Origin of the sequence: Amycolatopsis australiensis, from assembly GCF_900119165.1 — a bacterium.
Taxonomy (GTDB): Bacteria; Actinomycetota; Actinomycetes; order Mycobacteriales; family Pseudonocardiaceae; genus Amycolatopsis; species Amycolatopsis australiensis.
In genome coordinates, this window is the sequence record NZ_FPJG01000006.1 from 8,259,699 (window position 1) to 8,275,033 (window position 15,335).

Here is a 15,335-nt window from a genome sequence, read left to right on the forward strand (position 1 = left end):
GTCGACGAATCGGTGCGGACGGTACTCCCGGACGGCCCGCGCCACGACCGGGGGATACGCCGGAAATCCCGGAAGCGCAAGAGAAAACCCGCGGGTAGGCAGATCGGGTGAACCGGCGTCATAGCACGTCCCCGGCCTGCTCCCTCCCTCGCACGGAGCACGACCACGAGGAGAAGTCGGAGGCGGCGACCATGAGTCGGGGCGAGTGGTCGATCGGCTGCCGGGATCTGGCCGGCAGGCGCAGGGACGTGACGGTGTTCGTCAGCCAGGACAAGGTGGTGCTGGTCGCGCCGCCCGGCGAGGCGGCGGTGCTCGGCCCGCTCGACGTCGGACGGCTGCGCGCCGCCCTGCGTGACGCCGTCGTGGCGACGGCCGACGAGAAGACCGAAAGCTGACAACTACCGTTCCTACTTTCCAGTAGGTTAGAGTCGGGCCCGACGAGAAGGGACCGGCCATGACGACCTACTTCATGACGGGCGCGACGGGTTTCCTCGGGAAACGCCTGGTCGCCCGCCTGCTGCGGCGGCCGGGGACGACCGCCGTGTACGCACTGGTCCGCGAGACCTCCCGCGACCGCCTGACGGCGCTGGGCGAGGGCACGGGCAAGCTGCACCCCGTCACCGGCGACCTCGCCGAACCACGCCTCGGCGTCGACCCTGCCGCGCTCCCGCCGCTGGACCACGTCGTCCACCTCGGCGCGCTCTACGACCTCACCGCCGGCGAGGAGGCCAACCGGCGCGCCAACGTCGACGGCACCCGCCACCTGCTCGCCTTCGCCGCCGCGGCCGGGGCCGGGCTGGTGCACCACGTGTCCTCGATCGCCGTCGCGGGCGACCACGCCGGGCGGTTCACCGAGGACGACTTCGACCTCGGCCAGCGCTTCGCCTCGCCGTACCACGCGACGAAGTTCCAGGCCGAGAAGCTCGTCCGCGAGCAGCCGCTGCCCTTCCGCGTGTACCGGCCCTCGGCCGTCGTCGGCGACTCGCGCACCGGCGAGATGGACAAGATCGACGGCCCGTACTTCTTCCTCCCCGCCATCTCGCGGCTGGCGGCGCTGCCCGCGCGGCTGCCGCTGGCCGCCCCCGATCTCGGCGCGACCAACCTGGTGCCGGTCGACTACGTCGTCGAGGCGATGGAGTACCTGATGCACCGGGACGCGCCGTCCGGGACGACTTACCACCTGGCCGCCGCGCGCCCGCAGTCGCTCAACTCCGTCTACAACGCGTTCGCGCGCGCGGCGGCCGGGCCGACGATCCGGGCGGTGCTGCCCGCGCGGCCGTCCGGCGTGGTGCGCCGCGCCGGGACGCGGATCGCGAAGGCCGCCGCGAGCGGGATCGATCGCGTGCCCGGCGGCCGCGCGGCCCGCGCCGCCGTGCTGGCGGAACTCGGCATCCCCCTGGCCGTGCTGCCGCACCTGAGCATGGACGTCGTCTTCGACACCGCGCGCACCACGACGGCGTTGTACGGCAGCGGCGTCGAGCTGCCGGAATTGCGGGACTACGCGGCGCCGCTCTACCGGTACTGGCAGGCCCACCTCGACCCCGACCGCGCCCGTCGCGCCCACGGCCTGGCCGGGCGGACGGTGCTGATCACCGGCGCGTCCTCCGGGATCGGCCGGGCGTCGGCACTGGCCGTGGCCCGCAAGGGCGCGAAGGTGATCCTCGTGGCCCGGCGCGCTTCGGAGCTGGAGGAGGTCCGGAGCGAGATCGCCGCGGCGGGTGGCGCCGCGGCGGCGTACCCGTGCGACCTCACCGACGGCGACGCCGTCGACGCGCTGGTCAAGGACGTCCTCGGCGAGCACGGCGCGGTCGACGTCCTGGTCAACAACGCCGGCCGGTCGATCCGGCGCTCGGTCGCGCTGTCCACGGAACGCTTCCACGACTACGAGCGCACGATGGCGATCAACTACTTCGGGCCGGTGCGGCTCATCCTCGGCTTCCTGCCGTCGATGGCGCGGCGGCGGTTCGGGCACGTCGTCAACGTGACGACCCAGGGCCTGCAGACCGACACCCCGCGCTTCTCCGCGTACCTCGCTTCGAAGGCGGCCCTGGAGGAGTTCGGCCTGACGGCCGGGCGCGAGACCCTCTCGGACGGGATCACGTTCACTTCGGTGCGGATGCCGCTGGTCCGGACGCCGATGATCGCGCCGACCGGCTACCGCGGCATCCCGTCCAGCAGCCCCGAACGCGCCGCCGCGCTCGTGGTCAAGGCGTGCGAGGAACGTCCGGAGATCCTCAGCCTGCCGGAGGGCCGGGCGGCCGAGCTGGCGACGCTCGCCGCGCCGCGGCTCGCGCGGTTCGCCGCGCACCTGGCCTACCGGGCCACGCCGGAGTCCGCGCCCGAGGCGAAGGACCTGCCGCGGCGGCCCGCGCCGGCGTCGGTCGCGGCGGCGGTGACCCGCCTGATCTGGCGCCGCCGTGCTTGATCCCCTCGAATTCCGCCGGAACACTGGCTTCGCGACGACGGTACTTCTACCCTCGCGCGAGTCCCGTACATCGGTGCGGGCGTGAACTGGGGAGTTCGAAATGCCGGAAAACAGCACTGGGGAACGATTCGCCGTGGCCGACGAGACGGCCGCGATCGGCACGGCCCGCAGGACGAGGTAGGCCGGCCGGCCCGTCCGTGAATGCCACCTCGAGGGACCTGGCGTCGGCGAGCGTGGCGTTCACGGGCTCCGGGGCCGGTGGTCTGTCCACGCCCGCGCCGGGCCCGGCCGCTACCATCGCTTCCCGGGCGTGATCGGGAGCGGAAGGCGGGCAGGCGTGGACGTGGCGAGTCCGGCGCGCGCCGCCGCCCCGGAGCCCGCGGCCGCCAGGACCCGGCGGCCACTGCTGCGCTGGGGCATCCACGCCGGCTGGGTCGTCCTGCTCGCGCTGGCCACCGAACTGCGCGTCGGACGCTTCGGCTTCCACCCCTCAGACCAGGGCTTCATCCTCGCCCAGGCGTGGCGCGTGCTGCACGGCGAAGTGCCGCACGCCGACATCATCTCCGCGCGCCCGCTCGGCTCGGCCGTCCTGCACGTCGCCGACTACGCGCTTCCGATGCCGCTGTTCTTCGGGTCGAGCTTCCTGTCCATGATCGAGATCATCGTGGCGACGATCGCGTTCGCCACGCTGGTCACCCGCCGCCGGGTGCTGGAGTGGGGCCCGGGCATGACGGCGATGGTCGCGGCGGCGTCCCTGATCAACCTCAACGCCTTCCCGCTGATGGCCTGGCACACCGTCGACGGCATCGCGCTCACCGCGGGCGGGGCCTGGGCGCTCGACACCGGTCTGCGCACCGGCCGCGCCGTCGCCCGCCGCGGCGGGCTGGCGCTGCTCGGCTGCGCGGTGTTCGTCAAGCAGAGCTTCGCGCTGGCCGCGGTCATCGGCGTGCTGTGGCTGCTGCTGCACCCGGCGACCCGGACCGGGACCCGGCGCGCGCTGCGGCTCGTGCTGGACCTCCTCGCGCTCGGCGCGCCCGGCCTGGGGTACGTCGCGTGGGTCGGCCTCGGCGGTGGTTTCACCGAAATGGTCGAGCAGCTCACCGGCGGCGTGCCCGCGTACGGCGAACGCCTGCTCGGCCTCTGGCTGGAGGACCCCGAGGTCCTGACCCGGGCGCCGGTGCGGGAGCTGAGCTTCTTCGCCGCGATCGCCGTGGTCCTGCTCGCCGTCCGGTTGCCGGGCGACCGGCTCGGCGCGGCCGGGCGGGTCGCGTCGTGGGTGCTGGTGCTGGCCGGCGCGGCCGCGGTGGTCTGGACGATCGTCGACGGCCGGTTCACCGGCTCCTCCCGCTGGGCCGACGTGCTGTGGTGGATCGTCGCGGTCAGCGTGCCGGTGAACGCGGCGGTGCGGCGGAAGGTGCCCCTGCCCGGGCTGCTCGTGCTCGCCACCGGCTTCATGACGAGCCTGTCGTGGGGCAACGACACGCCGACGCTGCTCACCGGCACGCTGGCGCTCACGGCGTTGCTGCTGCTGAGTCACGTCGTCCCGCCGCGGCCGCGGCTCGCGCGGCGGTGGGTGACCGCGACGGCCGGGGTGACGGCCGTCGCGGTGTGCGGCTGGGTCGTCGTCGCCCGCCACGACCAGGCCGCCTACCTCGACCTCGGGCACGACCGGCTGACCGAGGACCTCGGCGCGGTCAGCCGGGCCATGTCGGGTATCCGCACGAACCCGTCGACGTTCACCTACGTCCGGCAGATCCGCGACTGCCTGGACCGGTTCCCGGCCGCGCGGACGGCGGTCCTGCCGGACAACGCGTTCGCCTACCCGGCCTTCGGCCTGCGCAACCCGTTCCCGCTGGAATGGCCGCTGCCGCTGGAGATCGTCGGTGACGCGCCCCAGCGGATGCTCGACACGGCCGACGCGCTCAGCCGCGAAGGCGGCTACCTCGTGCTGTTCCAGACGGTGCCGAGCCGCGTGCTGGCGACCGGCGGCCCGGTGCCGGCGGAGGTTCCCGCCGGCACGCCGGTGTTCACCTATCTCGGCCTGGAGCGGGCGATCCAGGCCCGGCTCACGGGCCGCACGGTCACCTGCGGCAGTTTCGTGGGCAAGTACGCGCCCTGATCTCAGGAGGCCCGCGCGGCCTCGTCGATGGTGCCGAACGCCTCGATCAGGGTCTGCGCGATGTCCTCCTCCCCGGCGCCGGAGAGCAGTTCGCCGAACCGGACGCTCTCGGCGGCGATCCTGGCGCTGCGGGCGAACATGGCCCGCTCGAACCCGGCGAGCGCGGTCTCGGCGTCGCCGGGGTGCGCGGCGAGTGCCTCGGCGAGTTCGGCGCCGTCGAGCATGGCCAGGTTGGCGCCTTCGCCGTTGGCCGGCATCAGGTGCGCCGCGTCGCCGACGAGCGTCACGCCCGGCACCCGGTCCCACCGGTGCCCGACCGGCAGGCTGTAGTGCGGCCGCAGCACGGGCGCGGTGTCGCCGTCGGTGATCAGCGCGGTCAGCTCCGGTGCCCAGCCGTCGAATTCGGCCGCGATCCGCACGGCGGCCGCGGCGGGTTCGGCGAAGTCGACGGCGTCGAACCACGTCAACGGCCGGGTGAGCGAGACGTAGGTGTGCAGCGTGTCCCCGCTCTCCCGGTGGGCGAAGATGCCCTTTCCCGGCGCGGGAACCATGAGCGAGCCACCGCCGACCGCTTTCGCGGCCGCGACGTGCCGCGTGTCGGCGTCGTACAGGTAGACCTCGACGAACGCTTCGCCGACGTACTCCGGCTTCGCCGCCGACAGCAGCGGCCGGATCCGCGACCAGGCACCGTCCGCGCCGACGAGCAGGTCCGTCACGACGGTGCTGCCGTCGGTGAAGCTCACCTCGTGCCTGCCGTCGCCGAGCGCGCGGGCCCCGCCGACCTTGTGTCCCCAGTGGACAGTCCCGGCGGGCAGCGAGTCGAGCAGCATCCGCCGCAGCTCACCGCGCTGCACCTCGGGACGGCCGCCGGTGCCGTCGTCACCCTTTTCGAACAGGACGGTCCCGTGCCGGTCGAGGATCCGCATGGCCTGGCGGCCTTCCAGGACCAGGCCGCGGAACCGCTCGGTCAGGCCGGCGGCCTCGACGGCGAGCTGGCCGTTGTAGTCGTGGATGTCGAGCATCCCGCCCTGCGTGCGCGCCATCGGCGACGTCTCCGCCTCGTGGACGGTGGCCGGGATCCCGTGGCGGTGCAGCACCCTGGCCAGGGTGAGCCCGCCGAGCCCGGCGCCGATGATCGTGACGTTCATGGATGCTCCTCCGGTTCGGTTCGCGACCACCGAAGGCTGGCGTACACGGCTGGTACGGGACGCACACGGCACTGGCACCGCGCTGGCACGGACGCTCAGTCGGCCACCAGGTCGTCCGGGTGACCGGCGGCCAGCCCCGCCAGGACGCCGAGCGCCGCGGACAGCGTCCCGACCGGTGGGGCCGACAGCGCGATCCGCACCGCGTTCGGCGCGTGGCCCGGCAGGACCGCGAACGCGGCCGCCGGGGACAGCGCGATGCCCCGGCGGGCCGCCGCCGCGACGAACATCTCCGCGCGCCACCGTTCCGGCAGTTCCCACCAGCGGTGGTAGGAGGCCGCGTCGCCGCGCAGGCCCGGCAGCTTCTCCGCCACCACGGAAGCCCGCGTCGCGGCGTCACGGCGTTTCGCGGCTTCGACTTCGGCGAGGGTGCCCGTCACGATCCACTGCGTCGCCGCTTCGACGGCGAAGCGTGACGCGGTCCAGGCGCCGGACCGCACCGACGACGCCAGCCGCGCGGTCCAGGACGGCGGTGTCACGAGGAAACCGGCGGTCAGCCCGGGCGCGACCCGCTTGGACAGGCTGTCGACGAACACCGTCCGCTCCGGCGCGTACGCGGCGAACGGCCGGACGTCCCCGCGCAGGAACGTGTAGATGCCGTCCTCGATCACCGGCAGGTCGAGCCGGGCGACCACGCCGGCCAGCTCTTCCCGGCGCCGGGGCGGCATGGTCGTGCCGAGCGGGTTGTGCAGCGTCGGCTGGACGTACAGCGCGCGCACCGGCCCGGCCGCGGCGAGGGCGTCCGGCACCAGCCCGGACTCGTCGGTCTCGACCGGCACCAGTTCCACGCCGAGCCGGGCGGCGACCGCCTTCACCACCGGGTAGGTCAGCGACTCGACCGCGAGCCGCTCCCCCACCGGGACGAACGCGGCGATCGCGGCCGCGATGGCCTGCCTGCCGTTCCCGGTGAACAGGATGCTCGCCGGGTCGGGCCGCCAGTCGCCGCGGGTGAGCAGGCCGGCCGCCGCCGCGCGGGCCGCCGGTGTCCCGGCGGTGCCGATCGGGTGCAGGGCCGCGGTGAGCACGTCGTCGCGCAGCAACGGCTCCAGCGCTTTCGCCAGCAGCGCCGACTGGTCGGGCAGGACGGCGAAGTTGAGCTCGAGGTCGACGCGGGCGTCGCCGGGTTCGGCGAGCGCGGGTTCGGGCGGGGGTTTCGCGGCCCGGACGAACGTGCCGCGGCCGACTTCGCCGACGGCCAGGCCGCGCCGGACCAGCTCGCCGTAGACGCGGGCCGCCGTCGAGTTCGCGATGCCGCGCTGCCGCGCGAACCGGCGCTGCGGCGGGAGCCGGTCGCCGGGGCGGAGGCGGCCGGCCTCGATGTCGGCGGCGAGGGCGTCGGCGACGACGCGGTAGTCGTCCATGTCCACCTTCCCGCCTCCGACCGGTCGGTGAGCATGATCCCACTCGGGCCGGACCGCCGAGGACCTCGGGCCGGGCCCCGAGCCCGCTAGATTGGCCGAGGAGGTGTCATGACCGACAAGACCTGGGCCGAAGTCGACGAGTACCTCGCCGGAGCCGTGCTCGCTCCCGATCCCGTGCTCGACGCCGCGCTGGCGGACTCGGCCGCCGCCGGGCTGCCGCCGATCGCCGTCGCGCCCAACCAGGGCAAGCTGCTGCACCTGCTGGCCCGCCAGGCCGGCGCCCGCTCGATCCTGGAGATCGGCACGCTCGGCGGGTACAGCACGATCTGGCTGGCCCGCGCGCTCCCGCCCGACGGCAAGCTCGTGACCTGCGAATACGACCCCAAGCACGCCGAAGTCGCGAAGGCCAACCTGGCGCGGGCGGGCTTCGGCGAAGACGTCGTCGACATCCGGGTCGGCGCCGCCCTCGACACGCTGCCGTCGCTCACCGGCCCGTTCGACTTCGTGTTCATCGACGCCGACAAGGCCAACCTCGCGAACTACGTCCGGGCCGCGCTGGAGCTGACGCGCCCGGGTTCGACGATCGTCGTCGACAACGTCGTCCGCCAGGGCAAGGTGACCGACCCGGCGAGCGCCGACCCGAACGTGCAGGGCGCGCGGCGGATGTTCGACCTGCTCGCCGCCGAGCCGCGGCTGGACGCGACCGCCGTCCAGACCGTGGGCGCCAAGGGGCACGACGGGTTCGTGCTGGCCCTGGTGCGCTGACTCACCGCGGCGGCCGCACCACCGGCGGCGGGCCCCCGGCGACCGGCCGGGCCGGCCCGCTCGCCGACGCCGCCGTCATGAACCCGCGCCAGACGTCGGCCGGGACGGCGTCACCGGTCAGCTCGGCGCCGGTGGCGTCCTTGAGCCGCCGTTCGTCGTCGGAGCCGATCCACACCGCGGCCACCAGCTCCGGCGTGTAGCCGACGGCCCAGGCGTCCTGGTTGCCGGGACTGCTGCCGTGCCCGGCCTCGCCGGTGCGCAGCGCGGCCGCGCGCCCGTCCGGCAGGCTCGTGGCCAGCGTGCCGGTGACGTCGCGGGCGATGCGGCGGCTTGCGTCGCCGTCGCCGTCGTCGAAGGCGGGGCGCGCGGCGTCGGTGTGCTCCCAGACGACCGCGCCGCTCTCGTCCCGCACGCGCGACACCAGGTGCGGGGTGGTGCGGCGGCCGTCGGCGGCGAAGGTCGCGTAGGCGCCGGCCACGTCCAGCGGCCGCAACGGATACCGGCCGACCGCGATGCCCGCGCCGATGAGGAACCCGTCCTTCTCCCGCATCGTCGGGGTGCCGTCGACGGTCTCCGGGATGCCGGCCTGGCGCGCGGTCTCGCTCAGCGCGTCCGGGCCGAGCTTCTTCGCCAGGGCGACGAACGGGCCGTCGGCGTGGACCCGCATCGCCGTGCGCGGGGTGCACTTGGGCCCGCAGACGTCCGGGTAGGTGAAGTCCTCGCCGAGGAACCGCTGGTTCACCGGGGACGAGATCAGCTGGTCGGTGCCGTAGCCGTGGCGCAGGGCCGCGGCGAGCGTGAACGGGTGGAACGCCGTGCCCGCGGCGTGCGGGGTGCCCGCGTAGTCGCGCACGCCCTGGTCACCGCCCTGGTAGGCGCGGACGGCGCCGGTCTTCGGGTCGATCGCGACCATCGCGCCGCGGAACTCCTTCGGCTCGCCCGCGAGCCGGTCCCGCAACGTCCTCTTCGCGGCGTCCTGCAGGCCGCGGTCCAGCGTCGTCTCGACCGTCATGTCGCCCTGCTGCAACCGGCCGAGCGGGAAGCCCTCACGGTCCAGCTCGGCCAGGACGGCCTGCTTGACGTGGAACTCGTCGTAGGTGAGGCGGCCGGCCCGGGTCTCCGACGGCGGCTGGATCTCGGCTCCGGGGTAGGCCAGCTGCTCGTCGTTCTTCACGTAACCGCGGCTCACGAGCTTGTCGCGCACGTACTGCCAGCGCCGCGCGGCGTGCGCGTCGCCGGAGGCGGCCGGGTCGTGCACCGACGGCGACTGGATCATCCCGGCGAGGAAGGCGGCTTCGCTCCAGGTGATCGAGTCGTCGAGGTTCTTGCCGAAGTAGGCGTGCATCGCCGCGGCGGGCCCGAACGTGCCGCGGCCGAAGGAGATGATGTTGACGTAGCTTTCGAAGATCTGCTCCTTGCTCTGCTCTTGGGTGATCTTCGTGGCCAGCACCAGCTCGGCGAACTTGCGCCCGAGGGTGGCGTCGTCGTCGCCGGTGGACTTCTTGATGTACTGCTGGGTGATCCCGGACCCGCCGCCGACGCCGGTGACGAACGCGCGGCCGATGCCGGTCGGGTCGAAGCCCTGGTTGTCCCAGAAGGTCGGGTCTTCGGTGGCGATGATGGCGTCACGCAGCTTCGCGGGGATCTGCGCGTAGGGCACGAAGGTGCGGTCGCCGTCGGCCGGGACCACCTTGAGCAGCGGCGATCCGTCGGCGTACTGCAGGACGACGGTCTTGTCGAGCCCGGCGAGGACGTCGCGAGGGCTGCGGACGTCGAGGACGAGGTAGGCGATCCAGAAGGCGATCAGCGGCCCGCCGACGAGCACGCCCGCGGTCCGGCAGGCGATCCGGCGGACGCGCCGCCATCGGCGGCGGCGGGGCGGGGTGTCCGGCTTCTGGTCTGCTTCGTCCGTCGGCGAGGTCACGAATGGATGACGGCCGAACGGGTGACAAGGTTCTGCCGAGGTTGTTCGAATCCTGTCAGGAACTTTCGGGACGCGTCAGGACAGGAAGGCCCGCAGGAGCGACGCCGTGCCCTCGATGTGCTCGGCCATTGCCCGGCGGGCGGCGGGGGCGTCGCCGGCCAGTATCGCGTCGACGATCGCCTCGTGCTGGGCGTTGGAGTGCTCCAGGTTGGGCGGCAGCAGCGGGATCCGGTCGAGCAGCTGGTTGACGCGGGTGCGGGCGTCGGCCATCGCCGTGGTCAGCGAGCCGGACGCGGTCACCTCGGCGATCGCCAGGTGCAGGCGGGAGTCCTTGCGGCGGTAGTCGCCGAGCTCGGCGCCCGCGGCCTCGGCGAGCGTGCCGGTGAGGTGCTGCCGGTCGGCGCGGCTGAGCGAGCGGGCGGCGGCCATCTCGGCGGCACCGGTCTCCAGGACGTACCGCAGGCACAGCGCGTCCTCGAGCGCGACGGCGTCGACCTTGCCGCCGGGCTCGGGCGGAGCGGGAAGCGTGTCGTGCACGAACGTGCCGCCGTACCGGCCCCGCCGTGACTCCACGTAACCGGCGTCGGAGAGGGCGCGGATGGCTTCGCGGAGGGTCACCCGGCTGACCCCGAGGCGTTCGGCGAGCTCGCGTTCCGACGGCAGCCGCTCCCCCGCGCCGACCACGCCGAGGCGGATGGCCTGCAGCAGCCGTTCGACGGTCTCCTCGAAGGCGTTGCCGGCCCGGACCGGCCGGAACAGCGCCTCACCGGCGTTCACCACCGAGGTCGACTCCATCCCGCGAGTTTAGGCGCACCCGGGAGGTGGCCGCCGAGGCCGGCGCCGGTCACACTGTGTTCGCGGCGCGGAAAACCGGTGGAACCGGACGGCCACTGTCGGCAACGATGACAAGACCGACACCGAACATCGACGCAGGGGGCGATCCGGTGCACTTCCTGATGGCCGAAGATCTGGTCCACGAGCGAGAAGACGAGCTGCGCCACGGAGTCAGCCGCCCACCGGGCCCGGGCCGCACGCTGCCGAGCCGCAGCCCGGGAACGAGGAAGCAGCAGCTGGGCTGGCGCCTGGTCGAGGTGGGGCTGCGGCTGGCGGTGGAGCCGGAGGACCGGCGGAACTGACCCGTCGGCCCGGACTCGCGCTGGTCACCACCGCCGCTGACCGGCGCACCGCGCCGCAGGCCAAGCCGCTGCCCGGCCCCGTCAAACGGCGCGGCCCGAGTGCTCCCGCCACAGGCCAAGCCACCGCCCGGCACCGCCACACCGCGCCGCCCGCCTCCCGCCGCAGGCCAAGCCACCGCCCGGCACCGCCACACCGAGCCGCCCGCCTCCCGCCGAGCCGCTGCCCGGCACCGGGGCGACCCGCCGCCAGCGGCGCCTCGCCGGGGCCACCTGGCCCAGCCGCCAGCGCCACCACCGGCTACCCGCCACCGGCCACCCAGGCCAACCCGCACCGGCGCACCACCGGACCCGCGCCCCGCCGGCGTCAGCACTCGATGACGTTCACCGCCAGGCCGCCTCGGGCCGTCTCCTTGTACTTCACGCTCATGTCCGCGCCCGTCTCGCGCATCGTCTTGATCGCCTTGTCCAGTGTCACCACGTGGCTTCCGTCGCCGCGCATCGCCATCCGGGCCGCGTGGATCGCCTTCGACGCTCCCACCGCGTTGCGCTCGATGCACGGGATCTGGACCAGGCCGCCCACCGGGTCGCACGTCAGGCCCAGGTGGTGCTCCACGCCGATCTCCGCCGCGTTCTCCACCTGCGCCGGCGTTCCGCCCAGCACTTCCGTCAGGCCCGCCGCCGCCATGGCCGAGGCCGAGCCGACCTCGCCCTGGCAGCCGACCTCCGCTCCCGAGATCGAGCCCGTCTGCTTGAGGATCGAACCGATCGCGCCGGCCGTCAGCAGGAACTTCACGATCCCGTCGTCGTTCGAGTGCCGGATGAACCGCTGGTAGTAGTGCAGCACCGCCGGGATGATGCCCGCCGCGCCGTTGGTCGGGGCCGTCACCACCCGGCCGCCGGCCGCGTTCTCTTCGTTGACCGCCAGCGCGTACAGGCTCACCCAGTCCATTGCGTACAACGGGTCGTCCGCGCCGTCCTCGGCGAGGAGCTTCTCGTGCAACGCCTTCGCCCGGCGCGGGACCTTCAGCCCGCCCGGCAGGACGCCTTCGTGCGTGCAGCCGTTGCGGACGCACTCCGCCATGACCGCCCAGATCCGCAGCAGCCCGTCGCGGACCTCCTCGCGCGAACGCCAGGCCAGCTCGTTCTCCAGCATGATCTCGCTGATCGACAGGCCGGTCGCCGAACAGTGCGCCAGCAGGTCCGCGCCCGTGCGGAACGGGTACGGCACCGGTGTCGAGTCCTCGACGAACACCGTGTCCGTCTCGTACGACTCGTCGCGGACGAACCCGCCGCCCACCGAGTAGTACGTCCGTTCGCGCAGCAGGACACCCGACGCGTCGAACGCGCGGAACACCATGCCGTTCGGGTGCGCGGGCAGCGACTTGCGGCGGTGCATGGTGAGGTCGGTGTCCTCGTCGAACGCGATTTCGTGCGTGCCGCCCAGCCGCAGCCTGCCGGATTCGCGAATCGACGCGATGCGCTCCGGCACGGTGTCCGTGTCGATTTCCTCCGGACGCTCGCCCGACAAGCCGAGCAGGACGGCCTTGTCGCTGCCGTGGCCGAACCCGGTCGCGCCGAGGGAGCCGAACAGCTCGGCCTGTACCCGCGCGGTCCGGGCCAGGTCGGCGCCGAGTCCGTCCACGAAGGTCAGTGCCGCCCGCATCGGCCCGACGGTGTGGCTGCTCGACGGGCCGATGCCGATGGAAAACAGGTCGAAGACGCTGATCGCCATTGATCTGCCCCTTCCTATCGCGCCAGCAGCGAGCTGGCTTCTTGCGCGGCCGGGCCCTGGTCGGCGAGGTGGGCCAGGTTTTCCGGCAGTTCTTCCCCGCGGTGGGCCTTGGTCTGGGCGTAAAGCCGGCCCGCGCGGTAGGACGACCGCACCAGCGGACCCGCCATCACACCGGCGAAGCCCATCGCCTCGGCGGCCTGGGAGTGCTCGACGAACTCCTCCGGCTTCACCCACCGATCCACCGGATGATGCCGCGGCGACGGACGCAGATACTGCGTGATCGTCAAGATCTCGCACCCCGCGTCCACCAGGTCCCGCATCGCAGGGGCGACCTCCTCGGGGGTTTCGCCCATGCCCAGGATCAGGTTCGACTTCGTCACCAGCCCCGCCTCACGCGCCTTGGTGATGACCTCCAGCGACCGCGCGTACCGGAACCCCGGACGGATCCGCTTGAAAATCCGCGGCACCGTCTCCACGTTGTGGGCCAGCACCTCGGGCCGCGACCCGAAGACCTCGGCCAGCTGCGCAGGGTCGGCGTTGAAGTCCGGGATCAGCAGCTCGACGCCGGTGCCCGGGTTCAGCTCGTGGATCTGCCGCACCGTCTCCGCATACAACCACGCACCACCATCGGGAAGATCGTCCCGCGCCACACCCGTCACGGTCGAATACCGCAACCCCATCGCCTGCACCGACTCCGCGACCTTCCGCGGCTCGGTGCGGTCCAGCTGGGCGGGCTTGCCCGTGTCGATCTGACAGAAGTCGCACCGCCGCGTGCACTGATCCCCACCGATCAGGAACGTGGCCTCACGATCCTCCCAGCACTCGTAAATGTTGGGACAACCCGCCTCTTCACACACCGTGTGCAGACCCTCACGGCGCACCAGACCCTTGAGTTCGGTGAACTCCGGCCCCATCCGCACCCGCGTCTTGATCCACGACGGCTTCTTCTCGATCGGCGTCTCGCTGTTGCGGACTTCCAGACGCAGCAGCTTCCGGCCCTCGGGCAGCGCGCTCATCGCGAAAGGTCCGCGTACAGCGGGTGCTTCGCCGCCAGGGCCTCGACGCGGTCACGCAGCTTTGCGCGCACGCCGTCGTCGAAGCCCGGCTTGAGCGCCTCGGCGATGACGTCGGCGACCTCGGCGAAGTCCTCGGCCTGGAAGCCGCGAGTGGCCAGCGCCGGGGTGCCGATGCGCAGGCCCGAGGTGATCATCGGCGGCCGCGGGTCGAACGGGACGGCGTTGCGGTTGACCGTGATGCCGACCTCGTGCAGCCGGTCCTCGGCCTGCTGACCGTCCAGAGTGGACTCGACGAGGTCGACGAGCACCAGGTGGACGTCGGTGCCGCCGGTCAGCACCCGCACGCCCGCTTCGGCGCAGTCCGCCTGGGACAGCCGGGAAGCCAGGATCCGCGAGCCTTCGAGGGTGCGCTGCTGGCGCTCCTTGAACTCCTCGCTCGCGGCGATCTTCAGCGCGACGGCCTTGGCCGCGATGACGTGCTCCAGAGGCCCGCCCTGCTGGCCCGGGAACACCGCCGAGTTGATCTTCTTCGCCAGCTCCTCGCGGCACAGGATCAGCCCGCCGCGCGGGCCGCCGAGGGTCTTGTGCGTGGTCGTGGTGACGATGTCGGCGTGCGGCACCGGCGACGGGTGCAGCCCGGCCGCGACCAGCCCGGCGAAGTGCGCCATGTCCACCATCAGCCGCGCGCCGACCTTGTCCGCGATCCGGCGGAACTCGGCGAAGTCGAGCTGACGCGGGTACGCGGACCAGCCGGCGATGATCAGCTTCGGCTCGTGCTCGACGGCCAGCCGCTCGATCTCGGCGAGGTCGACGATTCCGGTCTCTTTGTCGACGTGGTACGCGACGACGTTGTAGAGCTTGCCCGAGAAGTTGATCTTCATCCCGTGCGTCAGGTGACCACCGTGCGCCAGGTCGAGGCCGAGGATCGTGTCTCCCGGCTTGAGCACCGCGAACATCGCGGCCGCGTTGGCCTGCGCGCCCGAGTGCGGCTGGACGTTGGCGTGCTCGGCGCCGAAGAGCGCCTTCGCGCGGTCGATGGCGAGCTGCTCGACGACGTCGACGTGCTCGCAGCCGCCGTAGTAGCGGCGGCCCGGGTAGCCCTCGGCGTACTTGTTGGTCAGCACCGAGCCCTGCGCTTCGAGCACGCCCACCGGGGCGAAGTTCTCGGAGGCGATCATCTCCAGGGTCGACTGCTGGCGGTTCAGTTCGTCGGCGACGGCCGCGGCGACCTCGGGGTCGACTTCGGACAGGTGCTGGTCGAACGTCGTCATCAGTTCTCCTGGGTGTGCGCGGCGTACGCGGCGGCGTCGAGCAGGTCCGGCACGTCCCCGGTCAGACGCACCTTCAGGAGCCATCCTTCGGTGTACGGGTCGGAGTTGATGACCTCGGGGGTGTCCGATGTGGTGCCGTTCACCTCGACGACCTCGCCGGAGACCGGCGCGTACAGCTCGCTGACCGACTTGGTCGACTCGACCTCGCCGAACACCTCGCCGGCGGTGATCGTCGAGCCCGCCTCGGGCAGCTGGACGAACACGATGTCACCGAGCGACTCGGCGGCGAAAGCGGTGATGCCGACGGTGGCGACACCGTCCTCGACCTTCAGCCACTCGTGTTCCTTCGTGTACTTCAGGTTCTCGGGGATGCTCACGGGG

Annotated in this window: 13 protein-coding genes; 5 read left to right on the plus strand and 8 right to left on the minus strand. The window is 72.9% G+C overall.

Features of this window, described 5'->3' with window-relative positions:
* Positions 1-191: 191 nt before the first annotated feature.
* The 3 genes from BT341_RS39430 to BT341_RS39440 all read left to right on the plus strand — a co-directional run bounded on the left by BT341_RS39430 (position 192) and on the right by BT341_RS39440 (position 4,544).
* Entirely contained in the window at positions 192-395 is a 204-nt protein-coding gene (locus BT341_RS39430) for a hypothetical protein (protein WP_072481070.1), read from the plus strand.
* A gap of 59 nt (positions 396-454) precedes the next feature.
* Entirely contained in the window at positions 455-2,425 is a 1,971-nt protein-coding gene (locus BT341_RS39435) for an SDR family oxidoreductase (RefSeq protein ID WP_072481071.1), read from the plus strand.
* Between the two features lie 337 nt (positions 2,426-2,762).
* The gene (locus BT341_RS39440; protein ID WP_072481072.1) at positions 2,763-4,544 is read left to right on the plus strand and encodes a hypothetical protein; all 1,782 of its coding nucleotides are present in this window, start codon (positions 2,763-2,765) and stop codon (positions 4,542-4,544) included.
* Positions 4,545-4,546: 2 nt separating this feature from the next.
* Here the strand turns inward: BT341_RS39440 and BT341_RS39445 are convergent, their stop codons facing one another.
* On the minus strand, positions 4,547-5,692 hold the full coding sequence (locus BT341_RS39445; RefSeq protein WP_072481073.1) for an FAD-dependent oxidoreductase: 1,146 nt from the start codon (positions 5,690-5,692) through the stop codon (positions 4,547-4,549).
* A 95-nt stretch (positions 5,693-5,787) separates the two neighbouring features.
* Positions 5,788-7,110 (minus strand): aminotransferase-like domain-containing protein, encoded by a 1,323-nt coding sequence (locus BT341_RS39450; RefSeq protein ID WP_072481074.1) that lies wholly within the window; start codon positions 7,108-7,110, stop codon positions 5,788-5,790.
* A 108-nt stretch (positions 7,111-7,218) separates the two neighbouring features.
* On the opposite strand from BT341_RS39450, the gene BT341_RS39455 reads away from it, so the two are divergent.
* On the plus strand, positions 7,219-7,875 hold the full coding sequence (locus BT341_RS39455; RefSeq protein WP_072481075.1) for an O-methyltransferase: 657 nt from the start codon (positions 7,219-7,221) through the stop codon (positions 7,873-7,875).
* A 1-nt stretch (position 7,876) separates the two neighbouring features.
* On the opposite strand, the gene BT341_RS39460 is transcribed toward BT341_RS39455, so the two are convergent.
* Both BT341_RS39460 and BT341_RS39465 read right to left on the minus strand, forming a co-directional pair.
* Positions 7,877-9,799, minus strand: coding sequence for a transglycosylase domain-containing protein (locus tag BT341_RS39460; RefSeq protein WP_072481076.1), 1,923 nt, complete (start codon positions 9,797-9,799; stop codon positions 7,877-7,879).
* A 75-nt stretch (positions 9,800-9,874) separates the two neighbouring features.
* On the minus strand, positions 9,875-10,594 hold the full coding sequence (locus BT341_RS39465) for a FadR/GntR family transcriptional regulator (protein WP_072481077.1): 720 nt from the start codon (positions 10,592-10,594) through the stop codon (positions 9,875-9,877).
* 107 nt (positions 10,595-10,701) lie between these two features.
* Between BT341_RS39465 and BT341_RS39470 the strand changes: the two genes are divergently transcribed.
* Entirely contained in the window at positions 10,702-10,935 is a 234-nt protein-coding gene (locus tag BT341_RS39470) for a hypothetical protein (protein ID WP_072481078.1), read from the plus strand.
* Positions 10,936-11,299: 364 nt separating this feature from the next.
* On the opposite strand, the gene BT341_RS39475 is transcribed toward BT341_RS39470, so the two are convergent.
* The 4 genes from BT341_RS39475 to gcvH are packed head-to-tail and all read right to left on the minus strand — an operon-like array spanning position 11,300 to position 15,331.
* Positions 11,300-12,667, minus strand: coding sequence for an L-serine ammonia-lyase (locus BT341_RS39475; protein ID WP_072481079.1), 1,368 nt, complete (start codon positions 12,665-12,667; stop codon positions 11,300-11,302).
* Positions 12,668-12,681: 14 nt separating this feature from the next.
* Positions 12,682-13,683, minus strand: coding sequence for a lipoyl synthase (lipA, locus tag BT341_RS39480; protein WP_072481080.1), 1,002 nt, complete (start codon positions 13,681-13,683; stop codon positions 12,682-12,684).
* Positions 13,680-14,954: a serine hydroxymethyltransferase gene (glyA, locus tag BT341_RS39485; protein ID WP_072481081.1), complete on the minus strand. Its 1,275-nt coding sequence runs from the start codon at positions 14,952-14,954 to the stop codon at positions 13,680-13,682. Before glyA ends, lipA begins: the two co-directional genes overlap by 4 nt.
* A complete protein-coding gene (gcvH, locus tag BT341_RS39490) occupies positions 14,954-15,331 on the minus strand; it encodes a glycine cleavage system protein GcvH (RefSeq protein ID WP_072481082.1) in 378 nt (125 codons plus the stop codon). The genes glyA and gcvH overlap by 1 nt, the downstream gene beginning before the upstream one ends.
* Between the last annotated feature and the right edge of the window lie 4 nt (positions 15,332-15,335).